The 14,775-nt window shown below is 46.4% G+C and carries 19 protein-coding genes and 4 tRNA genes; 16 read left to right on the top strand and 7 right to left on the bottom strand.

Features of this window, described 5'->3' with window-relative positions:
* Positions 1 to 44 precede the first annotated feature (44 nt).
* The 9 genes from B5P39_RS14995 to B5P39_RS14955 all read left to right on the top strand — a co-directional run bounded on the left by B5P39_RS14995 (position 45) and on the right by B5P39_RS14955 (position 6,610).
* Positions 45 to 491 carry a nuclear transport factor 2 family protein gene (locus B5P39_RS14995; protein WP_011625607.1) on the top strand — a complete coding sequence of 149 codons (447 nt, stop codon included), beginning with the start codon at positions 45 to 47 and terminating at the stop codon, positions 489 to 491.
* A complete protein-coding gene (locus B5P39_RS14990) occupies positions 491 to 1,291 on the top strand; it encodes an SDR family NAD(P)-dependent oxidoreductase (protein WP_088212086.1) in 801 nt (266 codons plus the stop codon). The genes B5P39_RS14995 and B5P39_RS14990 overlap by 1 nt, the downstream gene beginning before the upstream one ends.
* Positions 1,288 to 2,538 (top strand): NAD(P)/FAD-dependent oxidoreductase, encoded by a 1,251-nt coding sequence (locus B5P39_RS14985; protein WP_088212085.1) that lies wholly within the window; start codon positions 1,288 to 1,290, stop codon positions 2,536 to 2,538. Before B5P39_RS14990 ends, B5P39_RS14985 begins: the two co-directional genes overlap by 4 nt.
* A complete protein-coding gene (locus tag B5P39_RS14980; protein ID WP_088212084.1) occupies positions 2,535 to 3,326 on the top strand; it encodes a DUF1365 domain-containing protein in 792 nt (263 codons plus the stop codon). Before B5P39_RS14985 ends, B5P39_RS14980 begins: the two co-directional genes overlap by 4 nt.
* Position 3,327: 1 nt before the next feature.
* On the top strand, positions 3,328 to 4,584 hold the full coding sequence (locus B5P39_RS14975) for an SAM-dependent methyltransferase (protein WP_088212083.1): 1,257 nt from the start codon (positions 3,328 to 3,330) through the stop codon (positions 4,582 to 4,584).
* Positions 4,585 to 4,596: 12 nt separating this feature from the next.
* The gene (locus B5P39_RS14970) at positions 4,597 to 5,142 is read left to right on the top strand and encodes a DUF2878 domain-containing protein (protein WP_088212082.1); all 546 of its coding nucleotides are present in this window, start codon (positions 4,597 to 4,599) and stop codon (positions 5,140 to 5,142) included.
* Between the two features lie 53 nt (positions 5,143 to 5,195).
* Positions 5,196 to 5,768, top strand: coding sequence for a chalcone isomerase family protein (locus B5P39_RS14965; protein ID WP_088212081.1), 573 nt, complete (start codon positions 5,196 to 5,198; stop codon positions 5,766 to 5,768).
* Positions 5,756 to 6,304, top strand: a complete 549-nt coding sequence (locus B5P39_RS14960; protein ID WP_088212080.1) for a DUF3833 domain-containing protein — start codon at positions 5,756 to 5,758, stop codon at positions 6,302 to 6,304. The genes B5P39_RS14965 and B5P39_RS14960 overlap by 13 nt, the downstream gene beginning before the upstream one ends.
* 96 nt (positions 6,305 to 6,400) lie before the next feature.
* On the top strand, positions 6,401 to 6,610 hold the full coding sequence (locus B5P39_RS14955) for a hypothetical protein (protein ID WP_088212079.1): 210 nt from the start codon (positions 6,401 to 6,403) through the stop codon (positions 6,608 to 6,610).
* Between the two features lie 94 nt (positions 6,611 to 6,704).
* Here the strand turns inward: B5P39_RS14955 and B5P39_RS14950 are convergent, their stop codons facing one another.
* A complete protein-coding gene (locus tag B5P39_RS14950; protein ID WP_088212078.1) occupies positions 6,705 to 7,049 on the bottom strand; it encodes a DUF3634 family protein in 345 nt (114 codons plus the stop codon).
* A gap of 153 nt (positions 7,050 to 7,202) precedes the next feature.
* Between B5P39_RS14950 and B5P39_RS14945 the strand changes: the two genes are divergently transcribed.
* Positions 7,203 to 7,388, top strand: coding sequence for a hypothetical protein (locus B5P39_RS14945; protein ID WP_011716270.1), 186 nt, complete (start codon positions 7,203 to 7,205; stop codon positions 7,386 to 7,388).
* A 70-nt stretch (positions 7,389 to 7,458) separates the two neighbouring features.
* On the opposite strand, the gene B5P39_RS14940 is transcribed toward B5P39_RS14945, so the two are convergent.
* The 4 genes from B5P39_RS14940 to B5P39_RS14925 all read right to left on the bottom strand — a co-directional run bounded on the left by B5P39_RS14940 (position 7,459) and on the right by B5P39_RS14925 (position 8,238).
* A tRNA-Thr gene (locus B5P39_RS14940) sits at positions 7,459 to 7,534 on the bottom strand.
* A 6-nt stretch (positions 7,535 to 7,540) separates the two neighbouring features.
* A tRNA-Phe gene (locus B5P39_RS14935) sits at positions 7,541 to 7,616 on the bottom strand.
* Between the two features lie 464 nt (positions 7,617 to 8,080).
* Positions 8,081 to 8,156: transfer RNA gene (locus tag B5P39_RS14930), tRNA-Thr, on the bottom strand.
* Between the two features lie 6 nt (positions 8,157 to 8,162).
* Positions 8,163 to 8,238: transfer RNA gene (locus tag B5P39_RS14925), tRNA-Phe, on the bottom strand.
* Positions 8,239 to 8,626: 388 nt separating this feature from the next.
* On the opposite strand from B5P39_RS14925, the gene B5P39_RS14920 reads away from it, so the two are divergent.
* Both B5P39_RS14920 and B5P39_RS14915 read left to right on the top strand, forming a co-directional pair.
* A complete protein-coding gene (locus B5P39_RS14920; protein WP_088212077.1) occupies positions 8,627 to 9,178 on the top strand; it encodes a cytochrome b in 552 nt (183 codons plus the stop codon).
* A gap of 4 nt (positions 9,179 to 9,182) precedes the next feature.
* Positions 9,183 to 9,758 carry a YceI family protein gene (locus tag B5P39_RS14915; protein ID WP_088212076.1) on the top strand — a complete coding sequence of 192 codons (576 nt, stop codon included), beginning with the start codon at positions 9,183 to 9,185 and terminating at the stop codon, positions 9,756 to 9,758.
* 85 nt (positions 9,759 to 9,843) lie between these two features.
* On the opposite strand, the gene B5P39_RS14910 is transcribed toward B5P39_RS14915, so the two are convergent.
* Positions 9,844 to 10,122: an oxidative damage protection protein gene (locus tag B5P39_RS14910; protein WP_088212075.1), complete on the bottom strand. Its 279-nt coding sequence runs from the start codon at positions 10,120 to 10,122 to the stop codon at positions 9,844 to 9,846.
* A gap of 9 nt (positions 10,123 to 10,131) precedes the next feature.
* Positions 10,132 to 11,250: an A/G-specific adenine glycosylase gene (gene mutY, locus B5P39_RS14905; protein WP_088212074.1), complete on the bottom strand. Its 1,119-nt coding sequence runs from the start codon at positions 11,248 to 11,250 to the stop codon at positions 10,132 to 10,134.
* Between the two features lie 179 nt (positions 11,251 to 11,429).
* On the opposite strand from mutY, the gene trmB reads away from it, so the two are divergent.
* From trmB to B5P39_RS14885, 4 genes are all read left to right on the top strand, one after another.
* The gene (gene trmB / locus B5P39_RS14900; protein WP_088212073.1) at positions 11,430 to 12,146 is read left to right on the top strand and encodes a tRNA (guanosine(46)-N7)-methyltransferase TrmB; all 717 of its coding nucleotides are present in this window, start codon (positions 11,430 to 11,432) and stop codon (positions 12,144 to 12,146) included.
* Between the two features lie 45 nt (positions 12,147 to 12,191).
* A complete protein-coding gene (locus B5P39_RS14895; RefSeq protein ID WP_011621970.1) occupies positions 12,192 to 12,518 on the top strand; it encodes a YggL family protein in 327 nt (108 codons plus the stop codon).
* Positions 12,518 to 13,432: a glutaminase B gene (glsB, locus tag B5P39_RS14890; RefSeq protein WP_011621971.1), complete on the top strand. Its 915-nt coding sequence runs from the start codon at positions 12,518 to 12,520 to the stop codon at positions 13,430 to 13,432. The genes B5P39_RS14895 and glsB overlap by 1 nt, the downstream gene beginning before the upstream one ends.
* 178 nt (positions 13,433 to 13,610) lie before the next feature.
* Positions 13,611 to 14,432 (top strand): YggN family protein, encoded by an 822-nt coding sequence (locus B5P39_RS14885; RefSeq protein ID WP_088212072.1) that lies wholly within the window; start codon positions 13,611 to 13,613, stop codon positions 14,430 to 14,432.
* Positions 14,433 to 14,775: the final 343 nt, after the last annotated feature.

Here is a 14,775-nt window from a genome sequence, read left to right as displayed (position 1 = left end):
CCATAGGCTCAACCTTACAACTTATCCCTTAGGGAGTTATCTGGATGATAAACCAAGCGAAGATTGAACAGAGCGGTGTGGTTGATGAGTTTATCGCGCTCTATCAAGCATTAAACAAAGACAATCTGCATCTGTTGGCTCAGGTCTACGATGACAATATTTGTTTTATCGATCCTATGCATCAAGTGAATGGTTTAACTGCCTTGACTGAGTATTTTGCCAAACTCTACAAAAACGTTGGCTACATTCACTTTGAAATCAAAGAAGTATTGCAAGATGACTCCCAAGCTTCGCTATTTTGGCAGATGCAATATCGCCATCCCAAGTTAAACAAGGGCGAACTCATCCGAGTCGATGGCATGAGCCAGCTTAAGTTTCATCAGCGGATTTACTTTCACCGGGATTATTTCGACTTAGGGCAAATGCTGTATGAGCATTTGCCCTGCATGGGCGGTCTCATTCGCTTGCTTAAAGACAGGGCGGCAAAGTGATGACTTCGGTGCAGATCCACAAAATCAACACTGTGCTGATCACAGGGGCAAGCTCGGGTATTGGGCTGCAATTAGCCAAGGATTATCTCGCCGCTGGCTGGCATGTGATTGCCTGCGGGAGAGATAAAGCCAAGCTCGATGCCCTTGCCGAAACCGTGCTGATAGGGGCGACTTGCATCAGCTTTGATATTAGCGAGCGCAGCCAAGTCCAAGAGAATGCTCGCCACATCAACGAGTTACTGACTCAGTGTGCCTGTCAGCTGGATCTGGTGATCCTCAATGCAGGTGGCTGCGAGTATATCGATGACGCTAAACACTTCGACGACAGATTGTTTGAGCGTGTCGTGCACACCAATCTGATTGCCATGGGCTACTGCCTTGGCGTGTTTTTACCCTTAATGCCAAGAGGCGCGCGCTTGGCACTGATGAGTTCGAGCGCAACTTATTTAGCCTTTCCCCGTGCTGAGGCCTATGGCGCTTCTAAGGCCGGCGTGCAGTACCTAGCCGCCAGTCTGAGGCTCGACCTTGCTCAACATGGGATATCTGTGAGTGTGATTTGCCCTGGATTTGTGGCGACGCCTCTAACGGCCAAGAATGATTTTGCCATGCCGATGCAAGTCGATGTAAAGGCGGCGTCAATGGCAATTCGCCGCGGGCTTTCGCGCGGCAGATCCGAGATCCATTTTCCCAAACGATTTACTTATTTATTGAAATTGATGTCATTTCTACCAGTCTTGGTTTGGCAAAAAATAATCCAACGGGATAACCAGCCAAGGGCGCTTAAGGATGCAGGACGATGAAAAATATTGCCATTGTAGGGACGGGAATTTCAGGGCTGACCTGTGGTTATCTACTCAGCCAATCCCACAAGGTTACTGTATTTGAGGCCAATGACTATATAGGTGGCCATACCGCGACCGTGGATGTGGAGCATTTTGGTAAACACTATGCGATAGACACAGGGTTTATCGTGTTTAACGACCGAACCTATCCTCGTTTTGAGCGGCTGTTAGCCCGTTTAAATGTCAGTATTTTGCCGACCGAAATGAGTTTTAGTGTACATAACGCCCTGACGGGGCTTGAGTATAATGGCCATAATTTTGCCAGTTTGTTTGCCCAAAAGCGTAACCTCCTGAATCCGCGGTTTTGGGCCTTTTTAAATGAAATTGTGCGCTTCAATAAAAGCTGTAAGGCGATTTACCAGCAGGATAATTATCCCGCTGGCAACTTAGGGGATTTTCTCGACCGCGAGCAGTTTTCCGACTTTTTTGCCGAGCATTATATTTTGCCCATGGGGGCGGCAATTTGGTCATCGAGCATTGAAGATATGCGCGCCTTTTCGCTGCGCTTCTTTATCCGTTTCTTTGAGCACCATGGCTTACTAAACGTCAGTAACAGGCCGCAATGGTATGTGCTTAAGGGCGGCTCACGCAGTTATATCCCTGATTTAATTGCCCCCTTTAAAGACAATCTGCATTTAAACAGCCCAGTAAGTGCCATCGAACGCCATGCTGATGGAGTCAAACTGTATGTGAATGGCGAGTGGCAGGTATTCGATGAGGTGATCCTTGCGTGTCATAGTGACCAAGCGCTTAAGATGCTAACCGATGCCACCTCGGCTGAAAAAGCGATTCTGGGTGACTTGCAGTATCAAAATAATGAGGTGGTTTTACATACAGATACCAGCCTTTTACCTAAGCGCAAGGCGGCATGGGCCAGCTGGAATTATCGTTTGGATGGCAATCAAAAACGCCCCGCCTCAGTGACTTACAATATGAATATTCTGCAGCGCTTACCTAGCGACGCGCCAACCTTTTGCGTGACGCTTAACCAGACTGAGCTGATTGACGAAGCCAAAATTCTACGCCGTTTTAACTATGCGCACCCTGTTTTTAATGAGCAGAGTTTGCAGGCGCAGGCGCGCCGAGAAGAAATCTCTGGGCAAAACCATACCCATTTTGCGGGCGCCTATTGGCACAATGGTTTCCATGAGGACGGTGTCCGTAGCGCCTTAGATGTGTGCGCTCACTTTGGGGTGACGCTATGAGTGAGCTCAATAGCGGTATTTACTACGGCAGCGTGACCCATAGTCGCTATACGCCTGTAAAACATCACTTTAGCTATCAAATGGCGTTGCTTGCGATTGATTTAGACGAAGTCGATAGCATCTGTGCCATGGGGCGCAGTTTCGCCAGTCAGCAGCGCGCGCTGCTCAGATTTAATCCCAAGGATTACCTTCGCAGTTTTACGACAAGGGATAACCAGAGCCGACAACTTGAGATAAATGAGCCAAGCAGCTTTGCCCTTAAGCAACGGGTGCTTGAGCAAGTTGCTGAGTTAGGCGGTCACCAACCTTGCGACAGAGTGCTATTTGTTGGGCAGATCCGTCACTTTGGCGTGTACTTCAGCCCTGTGAATTTTTACTTTTGTTATCAAGCACAACAGCCTCTATATATGCTTGCCGAAGTGAGCAATACCCCGTGGGACCAACGCCACTGTTATTTAGTGGATTTATCCGCCCCTAAAACCACGGATAAAGTGTTTCACGTTTCGCCTTTTATGAACCTCGATATGCGCTATCAATGGCATGTTGAACCGCCTACTGAACGCTTAAACATTGGCATCGAGAATCTACCGAATCAGACGGGTAAGCGTTTGTTCAATGCCAGCCTGTCGATGACTCGCCAAGCTATCAATGCGCAATCCCTTCGCGCCTTGTTGTTTCGCTTTCCATTTATGACGCTGAAAATTGTCGGCGGGATTTATTGGCAGGCGTTAAAGCTGTTCTTTAAGCGCGTACCTTTTGTGCCGCATCCTGCCCAAGTGGAGAAATAAGATGGAAAATACTGCATCGCAATCTTCTGTTATTACGGCAAAATTGCCTGACAGTCTGGCCCGTAAGCTATTGCTTAAAGCATTAGAAAATCTCCCCCATGGCTGCTTAACCTTAGTGGAGGGCGACAAGAGCTATCGTTTTGGTGAGCATCACAGTGATTTACATGCCACCTTGGTGGTGAAGCATCCGAGCTTCTATCGCCAAGCGATGTTTTCGGGCTCCATTGGCGCCGGTGAAAGCTATATTCAAGGCCATTGGACTAGCCCAGATCTCACTAAGGTGGTGCAACTGTTTGCCCGCAATCTTCCCTTGCTCGATAAGATTGAAGCGAAATTCGGTTGGCTGACTTGGTCGGTTAACCGTATGAAACATTTGCTGAATCGCAACTCTCAGCAGGGATCGAAACGTAATATCTTGGCTCATTACGACTTAGGTAATGCCTTGTATGAGCAGTTTTTAGACCGCGAAATGTTGTACTCCAGCGCCCTCTATCCCGATAGCGCCGCGAGTCTGGAGCAGGCGCAGCTGCATAAACTGAAAACCATTTGTGAGCGGCTCGACCTACAACCTGGGCAGACCTTACTCGAAATCGGTACGGGTTGGGGCGCCTTAGCCATTTACGCCGCTAAGCATTATGGCGTGCATGTGACGACCACAACGATTTCGGATGCGCAATATGTCTACGCGAAAACGCGAGTCGAACGGGAAGGCTTAAGCGATAGCATCACCCTATTGACTGAGGATTACCGTAATCTCGGCGGCACCTACGACAGACTAGTGTCTATTGAGATGATTGAAGCAGTTGGCCATGAGTACCTGCCGGGGTTCTTTAAAAAGCTCGAATCCTTACTCAAACCCCATGGCCGTATGTTATTGCAGGCTATTACCATCGCCGACCAACGTTACGACAGTTATCGCAAGGGTGTTGATTTTATTCAGCGATATATTTTCCCTGGCGGTTGCTTGCCTTCTGTGCACCAAATGGTTGGACACTTGGCCAAGCGCACCGATATGCAGGTGTGGTCGATTGATGATATGGGCCTCGATTATGCCAAGACGCTGAGGGACTGGCATAACAACTTCGACCGTGCCATCGAGCAAGTGCAAGCCCTTGGCTATGGCGACGACTTTATCCGCATGTGGAAGTTTTACTTAAGTTATTGCGAAGGAGGCTTTTTAGAGCGCACCACGAGCACAGTGCATTTAGTGGCAGTGCGCCCTGACTATCGTTTACCAAATGTGGTGAGCGGTAACTAAGGTGGTGATGAGATGTCCTCTATGGCGGGAACCATACTCAATATCACAAAATATCAGGGCTTTATATTCTACAACGCCTTGAGTTTTCAGAGTGTTTGGTGGACTGGCGTGTTGTTTGGCAATAGCGCGCTGTTACTGAGTATCCCGCTGTTAGTGCTGCATTTTATGTTACTGCCGCGAGTGGAAACCGCCGCTGCTATCCCTCGGGACTTAAGCACAATGCTTAAGATTGGGTTACTCGGTATGGCGGTTGATAGCTTGCTAACGTTGGCGGGGGTATTTGAATTTTCGACTTTTCCCGCTTGGCTGGCGTGTCTCTGGTTGCATTTTGCGGTGAGTTTGCACCATAGCCTTAAGCTTATTCGCGCCTTTGCGATGGTATTGCAAGCCATTTTAGGGGCAATCTTCGGCAGCCTGAGTTACTTGGCTGGGGCTGCATTTGATGCCGTGAGCCTTCCCTATGGTGAGGGCGTTTCTGCGGTGTTTCTCGCGGTTATTTGGGCGCTGTTATTGCCTCTTTTCATCACACTCTCGCGCAGCCATAGGTCTATGGGGTGAACTTTCAGGCGTATTTATATGCTCGTTAATCCTTGTCTTGCTGGAGAAATCTGATGTCTCATCCTTCATCCATATTGTCAGTGATGTTGTTAAAAAAGCGATATCTCGGCGCCCTGTTTGGATTAATGCTGCCAGTCGCAGGATATAGCGCCACGCCAGTGGCCATCGAAAATACTATGACCTCAGGGCTGGTTGAGGTTGGCCGAGGTGAGATGGATTGGCTCTGGTTTAATGTCTATAAAGCCAAACTGATGACTACTACGGGTAAATACCAGAGTGGGATTTATCCGCAGTTATTAGACATTGAATATTATCGTGATATTGAGGCGAATGATCTGCTAGAGGCGACGGCAGATCAGTGGCGACACTTAGGCTACACCAAAGATGAGATTGCCAATTGGCTGCAATTACTCAAGGGAATTTGGCCTAATGTTGTGCCCGGCGATCATTTAAGTTTCAAACTCATCGATGCGCAGCGCGGTCAGTTCTTTTTCAATGGTCAGCCGCTTGGCGTTATCGAAGAGCCCAAATTAGCCGAAGCATTTCTGGCGATTTGGTTATCGACCAATACCAGCCGGCCAACCTTAAGGGCGCAATTATTAGGAGAAAAATCATGCGATTGCTAAAGCTTAACTGGGGTAAACCTGTTGTCTTAGGGTTGTTGATGGCCAGTCTTTTGACGAGCTGCTCCAGCGTCGATGTGAGTGACTATCGAAATACTAATCCCCCCTTAGTGTTAGAAAGCTTCTTTAATGGCCCGCTTAAGGCATCGGGCATTGTTGAGAACTTCAGTGGCAAAGTGATACGTCGGTTTAATGTCACCATGGAGGCAAGTTGGCAGGGGACGGAAGGCACCATCAAAGAATGGTTTGTCTATGATGATGGTGAAACCCAAACTCGCATCTGGCGCATTCAATCCCAAGGGGAAGGGCAATACACTGGCAGGGCTGACGATATTATCGGTACTGCGGAAGGGAAGGCGAGCGGCAGTGCGCTGCGGTGGCGCTACGATATGCTACTGCCCGTAGATGGTGATGAATACCAAGTACACTTTGATGATTGGATGTACTTAGTGAACGACAATACCATTATTAACCAAAGCGATATTATTAAATGGGGCGTCACTGTCGCCAAAGTGACCTTAGTGATCCAAAAGCGCTAGTATTTTGTTGTCGAGTTAACGGTATAGCTTGGCTAATAATCCAGCGTTTAATGCTTTAGACTGAGTGAAATAAATCAATCTTATATGAGTTTTACGATGAAAAAGCATTGGATCTTATTGGTGGTAGTCGCAAACCTTTCTTTGACCGCTTGCTCAAATATTGATTTTCGCTTTGAAGATACTTCAGAAAAGCAAGCTGAACCCAATCAACCCATTAGCGATCCTATGGTGCAGGATAATGAGCGCCGTGTTCGTGATGCGCGCGAAGATGGAAAGCTAGAGCCAAAGGATCCGATTAAATTCTAAGATTGGTAAATCTGAATAGAGTTTGAATGACTCACTAGAGTTTGGATGAATTGTGCAGCCCTTACTTTGACATAAGGGCTGATGATTCTGAAAATTAACCCGCTTGATGGCTATTGTCGACCGCCTTTTTATCGTAATACTCAAAGGGAAATTGGTTACGGATCCGCTGCTGTAGGTTGTCATTCACATTGGCAGAAATATGCAGGCGCACGCCGGAGTTTTTTTCTGCTCTGATAGTGCAAGTCAACTTTTCCGCTTTGGCCAGTTGGCGGCATTCGCGCTCGAAGCGTTCTGGGATTTTGCCTTTATGCTGAGTCATGCGACCATCTTTAAAATGCATTTCAAAAATTGTCAGTCCTTTCTTACCTGCAAAAATCAGCTTATAAACCAGAAACAAACCAATAGCGATAAAAATGAGCTTTAAAATCGTGGCTGTCATAATGCCTCCTCTCTTATGTTTATAGGACAAAGATACTCTGGAGTTATGGCTTTTAACAGTGCGCTAACACGCAATTTTTATTTGGCAATGGAATGAATTTGGCCTAGTCTTAAACTGCTCAGGAAACGTACTCCCTCAGTTAAGGAAAACGCCATGTACCTATCGAATGCAGACCGTTGGTCGTTATTGTGCAAAAAACAAATTGATATTATTGATAAATTATCTGCACAGTTTCCAGAACGAAAAGAACCGCTTAATGAGTTGACCCATGGTTGGCGGCATTTGCAACATCAAGTGCAGGCGGGGGATAGGCCGATAGTGCATGAGCTGACTAAGTAAGTCATTTAAAGTTCTGATACAAAATACAGATACAAAAAAGCCACTCACTGAGTGGCTTCATTGTTTTTTATGGTGCCGGCACCAAGAGTCGAACTCGGGACCTACTGATTACAAGTCAGTTGCTCTACCAACTGAGCTATGCCGGCGAATGGTGGTGCCCGAACCCGGAATCGAACCAGGGACACGAGGATTTTCAATCCTCTGCTCTACCGACTGAGCTATTCGGGCAACTAAACTAAGCGTTAGTTAACTACTTCAAACCGAGTGCTTAACACCCCATTCGTCCGAAGTGCGCGTATCATATAGTGCTCGCTTTCGCTGTGCAAGCCCTTTTAATTCGACTGACCAAGTATTAAACAAAAAGCGCCTTATTTAAGGCTTTATAGAGATACGAATGGTTCACTTGGCCGAACTATCAATGGGTTAATAGGATTTAGTTGTGGGATATATGAATAAAACGGCAGTGGATTACTGGCAATTTTAAAAATTTGCATCGCTAAGTATTAAGTTGCTAGTCAGTATTTTGCTTATTACTTGTTTATATGGCGATATGACCATGAAGGGGGCTTGGTAACAACCGGAACTGTCGTGAGTCGGCTAGCAGCAACTTGCATTAAACATTGAGTGGGCTCTAGCTAACTCAAATCCCAGATACAAAAAAGCCACTCACTGAGTGGCTTTTTTGTTTTTTATGGTGCCGGCACCAAGAGTCGAACTCGGGACCTACTGATTACAAGTCAGTTGCTCTACCAACTGAGCTATGCCGGCGAATGGTGGTGCCCGAACCCGGAATCGAACCAGGGACACGAGGATTTTCAATCCTCTGCTCTACCGACTGAGCTATTCGGGCAACTAAACTAAGCGTTAGTTGACTACTTTAAACTGACAACTTAATGCTGCCTCGTTCTAAGTGCGGCTATATTAGCGAGGGTGTTTATCCTCTGCAAGCGCTTTTTCCTGATAAATGATGTGTTCGACTGTTTAATGTGCACTTTGGCTGTTTTTTATCTATAAACCCGTTGGAATAGGGCTTATTTGATGCCGTAAAGTTGTTTTCCCTGTCGCGTGAGTGACCCGTTTAAGCCCCAGAATCAGCGTTAACACCATAATAGCGTTAATCTTTCTGAATTTTAGAAAGATATGAGCGATTTTTACTGATTTTAGTTTTTAATTTTCGTTTTATGATAATGACTATTATTTGATTGTGCGACTTAAGTGCATAGGTGTGGAGTAGCTATATGCTTAGAAATACTAAGTTGAATTATGGACTTATTGCTATTGCCAGCCATTGGTTGAGTGCGGTTGTGGTGATTGGACTCTTTGCTGTCGGTGTGTGGATGGTGGAATTGACCTACTACAGTGCATGGTACAAAACGGCGCCACATTGGCATAAAAGCGTTGGGATTTTGCTGCTGGTGGTAACGCTGTTTCGTTTAGTTTGGCGTTTGGTTAATCCAAAGCCTGCTCCTGAGCAAAATCACCAGACATGGGAAAAGATTAGCGCCCACATTGCCCATGGCGCGATTTACCTCTTATTACTGGTGATTATGGCCGCTGGTATTTTGATTTCGACGGCAGAGGGTCGTGGAATTATGGTGTTTGACTGGTTTGAGTTACCCGGCCTAACGCCGCTGATTGAAAATCAGGCTGATATCGCGGGGGATATTCACCAATACGCCGCCTACAGCTTGATTGCTCTGGTTTTACTGCATGCGTTAGGGGCGTTAAAGCACCATTTTATCGATAAAGATTCAACACTACTCAAGATGATTAAATTTAACCGAGGATAATATAATGAAAAAACAACTATTAGCTGCTTTGATTGGTGGGTCTTTACTGGCTCCTATGGCTGCATCAGCTGCCGATTATGTGATTGACCGCGAAGGCGCTCATGCCTCTATTACCTTTAAAGTAAGCCACTTAGGTTATAGCTATGTCGTAGGTCGTTTTAATGATTTCAGCGGTGATTTCAGCTACGACGCTAAAAATCCAACGGCAGCTAAAGTGAATGTTAAAGTGAACACCTTAAGCGTGGACTCTAACCATGCTGAGCGTGATAAACACATCCGTAGTGCTGACTTTTTAAATACGGCTAAATTTGCTGAAGCGACTTTCGTTTCTACCTCGGTTGAAGATAAAGGCAATGGTGATATGGTTATCACAGGTAACTTCACGCTAAACGGTGTGACTAAACCGTTGGCAATCCAAGCGCATGCTGTGGGTGAAGGTCAAGATCCTTGGGGCGGATACCGTGCAGGCTTTACCGGTACGACCACGTTTGCGATGAAAGATTACGGTATCAAGATGGACTTAGGCCCAGCGTCTGCCAATGTTGAGTTAGATTTAGTGGTAGAAGGTGTGCGCAAGTAACCTTAAGGTTACTGAGCTGCATTTATCAGCGAATAAAAAAGCGCCCATGGGCGCTTTTTTGCTTTCTATAGATAGGCGCTTAGGCTTATTCCTGACCCTTTTCAGGCACAAAGCCTTCAATTTCAACGTCTTTTCCTTCAAAGAGGAAAGAGGTCATTTGTTCTTCTAAAAACTTACGATCATCAACATTCATCATGTTGAGTTTCTTTTCGTTAATCAGCATGGTCTGCTTTTTCTGCCATAGGCCCCAAGCTTCTTTACTGATGTTATCAAAAATGCGTTTACCTAAATCACCTGGATACAGTTGAAAGTCTAGGCCGTCGGCTTCTTTGTTTAAATATACGCAATTGACTGTACGCGCCATGATTATTCCTTACTGACTGTCGAGGTTGCTAGCATTAGCTACGAGTGATCCCAAATTGGCTAACACGCGCTCGGTTGCGGCGGCGAGTCCCACTTTGGAAGGTTGATTGATGTTATACCAGAGAGACTGGTTTTGTTCCATGACTGCGCCCACGCTCTGCATACCCGAGATTTGCTTGTTGTAGCCATTCGCCTGGCTATCTAAATTCAGTAGCATGGGCTGAATATCTAAATGGAAATGGCTAAAGGTATGTCTAAAACCGATTAATGGTTCGAGTTGCGCGGCGTGATAACCTTGGGCTTCAAGCTCTGCATTGAGTGCGGCTTGAGTACTAAACTCGGGGAAGCACCATAGTCCACCCCAAATGCCAGCAGGCGGGCGCTTAGCCAAGAAGACTTGGTTATCTTTAAGTAAAACCAACATCCAAGCGGCTTTCTCTGGGATAGTTTTCTTCGGTTTTTTACCCGGAAAATCGGTCTGCCTGCCCATAAGTTGGGCCTTGCAATCGACAGCTACAGGGCAAGCGGCACAATTGGGTTTGCTGCGAGTACAAATACTGGCACCAATATCCATCATGGCTTGGTTATATTTTTGAATATCCTGCTCAGGCGTTAACTGCTCGGTTAATTGCCAGAGTTGTTCTTCCACAGGTTTTTGACCGGGCCAGCCCGCAATCGCGCCATGTCTTGCTAATACGCGCTTAACATTACCATCGAGGATCGGATGATGTTGCCCAAGTGATAGGGATAACACAGCACCTGCTGTCGAGCGACCAATACCTGGCAGCGCTAACACTTGTTCAAAGTCTGTTGGAAATTGCCCCTGATACAAATCGCGAACCATCTTAGCGGCTTTATGCAGATTGCGAGCTCTGGCGTAATAACCAAGGCCAGTCCAATGATGCAGTACTTCATCATCCGGCGCGTTAGCGAGGGCTAACACATCGGGGAAACGTGCCATAAAACGCTGGTAATAGGGGATAACAGTCGCCACTTGAGTTTGTTGCAGCATAATCTCTGAAACCCATACGCGATATGGGGTTTTATCTTGCTGCCAAGGGAGGGTTTTACGACCGTGGTTGTCGTACCAATTAACGATACGTGTAGCAAAGGAGGCTGTAGATTTCATCGGCGCAGTGTAGCGGGAGATTGGTTGGCAAACAAGTAACACTCCATCGAAAAATCGGCCTAGATTCGCTCTCTAGGATAATCTTGTTATACTTCGCCTCCATTAGTGCTTGCACTGTAAGTTGAACTTTGGATAATGCCCTTCTTTTTAGATGGTGTTGTCCACGAGACGAGGCAAAAATGAGCGAAGTCACTACCGCTGAATTTAATGAAGAAGGCAAGTATCTGCGTAAGATCAGAAGCTTTGTCCTAAGAGAAGGTCGTTTGACTAAAGGTCAAGCGCAAGCCATTGAGACTCAGTGGCCAACAATGGGCTTAGATTACACCCCTACACCATTAAACCTGACCGAAGTCTTTGGTCGCGAAGCCGATACCGTACTGGAAATTGGTTTCGGTATGGGCGCTTCTTTAGTACAAATGGCACAAGAAGCTCCTGAGCAGAACTTTATCGGTATTGAAGTCCATAAGCCTGGCGTTGGTTCATGCTTAAGTGACGCAGCCGCCGCTGGCGTGACTAACCTTCGCGTGTATCACCATGATGCAATGGAAGTATTAGAACATGCAATCGCCGATGGCAGCCTTGCGCGGGTGCAATTGTTCTTCCCCGATCCTTGGCATAAAAAGCGCCACCACAAGCGTCGCATCGTGCAGGCGGAGTTTGCTGAGCTTATCCGTCGTAAACTGAAAATTGGCGGCGTGTTCCATATGGCAACCGACTGGGAAAACTACAGCGAGCATATGCTGGAAGTCATGAATGCGGCCAATGGTTACAAAAACCAATCCGCCGATGGTACCGTGGTGCCGCGCCCAGATCATCGTCCACTGACTAAATTTGAAGCTCGCGGTCATCGCCTCGGCCATGGCGTGTGGGATCTGATGTTTGAGCGTATCGCTTAACATCTTTTATTGATTTTATTTTTTAACACAACGGGGAAAATCACTATGGCAAAGAATCGTAGCCGTCGTTTACGTAAGAAAATGCGCGTTGATGAATTCCAAGAGTTAGGTTTTGACATTACTTGGACCTTCGATGCATCTGTCTCTGAAGCCGATATTGATGCAACAGTCGATAAGTTTATCGATGAAGTCATTGAAGCCCGTAAGTTAGGTTTCCACGGCGGTGGTCATATCGAGTGGGAAGGTATTATTGCTACCCAAACTATCGGTAAGTGCACCGAGGAAGATGTTGCTGCAGTGAAGGCATTCTGGGCGGGTCAAAAAGTGACTCAACTCGAAGTTAGCGATCTGTACGATATCTGGTGGAGTTAATGCCAGAACAGGCGTTATTAGAGGAAGTGGTCGACAAAGTTCGACCCTTGCTCGGCCAAGGAAAGGTTGCTAATTATATCCCTGCGCTCGCCAATGTTGATGCTGGTAAATTGGGCATCGCCGTGACCACAATCGACGGTGAAACCATAGGCGCGGGCGATTACCTTGAGCCATTTTCAATTCAAAGTATTTCTAAAGTTTTCAGCTTAACCTTAGCGCTAACTTTATATGAAGAAACCGAAATTTGGAGCCGCGTCGGCAAAGAACCCTCGGGACACTCCTTCAATTCATTAGTCCAAGTTGAACTCGAGCGGGGAAAACCTCGCAATCCCTTTATTAATGCTGGCGCGTTAGTCATCGCCGACTTATTACAGAGCCGTTTAGGGGCACCTAAGCATCGGATGTTGGAATTGGTCAGGGCGCTGAGCCAAAACGATAAAGTCTGTTTCGATAAGCAAGTCGCGGATTCTGAATATCAGCACAGTGCACGTAATGCGGCCATCGCTTATCTAATGAAATCCTTCGGCAATTTTCAAGGCGATGTCGATACAGTGCTGCGCACTTATTTTCATTATTGCGCCTTAAAAATGAATTGCGCCGACCTCTCACGGGCGATGTTGTATTTAGCCAACCGCGGTAAAACCTTAGACGGCACTGAGCTTATTTCGCAGGTACAGACGCGGCAGTTAAATGCCCTGTTAGCAACCTCTGGCTTGTACGACGGTGCCGGTGAGTTTGCCTATCGTGTTGGTATGCCGGGTAAAAGCGGTGTCGGTGGCGGCATTATTGCGGTGATCCCTGGAGAACTCTCGGTCTGCGTTTGGTCTCCCGAATTAGACAATCAAGGTAACTCCCTCGCGGGGACGGCTATGCTTGAGCATCTTAGCCAGCGTCTCGGACGTTCAATCTTCTGATTTAACTCTTTTATTAGCACTGTTAGGCTAACTATTAGTGAAATTCACTAATCTGCTATCGGTGCTAATTTTTATAACTCCTTACTAATCATGTTGTTATAAAGTTGGCATGTCTTCTGCTATTCGTCTTTTAGCATGTTAGCTTAGTCGAATCCCTCAGATTAAAGGATGAACAACAATGAAGATAAATACGCTATTAACTGGAGTGGCATTATCGGGCGTTATTTTAGGCGCTTCTGGCTTGCAATCAGCACAAGCGAAAACTGAGCCACAAATTGATGAGCGCTGTGAGGTTTCCCTTAATTATGATGTGAGAGTCGAGCCTAAAAAATTAGTGATGAGCGAGAAGGGCGCCGAGAAGTATCGCATCGAGGTCGACAAGTTATACGTTGAAGGCAAGCAGGTAACCTTAACCGACAAACAGAAGAAACTGGTGAGCCAATATGCCGATGAGGTGTCGACTCAGGTTCCTGAAGTCATTGAATTAGTGAATGAAGCGGTTGCACTGGCCTCTCAAGCTGTGAGTATGGCATTAACGCCACTGATGGGTGATGCCGCAGGCGCAAAGTTTGATGAGATGATGGCGGGCGTGCAGAAGCGTGTCGATACCGTAGCCTACAAACAGGGCGATAGTTTTTACCTTGGCGCGACCGAAGAGTCGATGCAAAACACCTTTAACGATGAATTTGAACGGGAAATGGAGCAAATCGTACAAAACTCCATTGGCACTCTGATGATGAATATCGGCGGTCAAATTCTTGCGGGCGACGGTGAATCCTTCGAAGCCAAGATGGACGCATTCTCACAAAAAATGGACAGATTAGGCGATGATATTGAGCAGCAAATTGAGTCCCAGTCTAAGGGGATTGAAGCGAAAGCCGACCGTTTATGTGACCGTTTTGAAAATCTGCTCGTGCTTGAAAATCAACTGCGTAAAGAAGTGCCAGAGTTAGCACCCTATGTGTTGACGCAAAACACGCACCGTGAATTACGTGAATAGTGCTTGCAAGGGTAGTTAAGGTCTAAATGGGTTTGAACCAGGTAAAGCCGACCTAACTGACACTATCAATGCCGTGATATAAATGATAAAGCCCCAGTACGTTAAGTATCTGGGGCTTTTTCTTGATTCATTTTAGCCAAGCCGATTGATATTAATCTGATTGCTTGCAGCTATTTACTATGGAATATTACATTCTAAAGACTAATGTTTGGTATACTCTTAAAATATAATGAAAAGCTGGCAATTCAGTCAGATAGAACACTCTACTTTAGCGGACTTTTTCGGGCTAAATCTCTACAACTAACCCAATTGCTGTGAGATATTAAGGCATTGAGGGATGCTT

The organism is Shewanella sp. Shew256 (assembly GCF_002196695.1).
Taxonomy (GTDB): Bacteria; Pseudomonadota; Gammaproteobacteria; order Enterobacterales; family Shewanellaceae; genus Shewanella; species Shewanella mangrovisoli.
The sequence above is the reverse complement of the archived record's forward strand: the minus strand, read 5'-3'. Positions and strand labels throughout refer to the sequence as shown.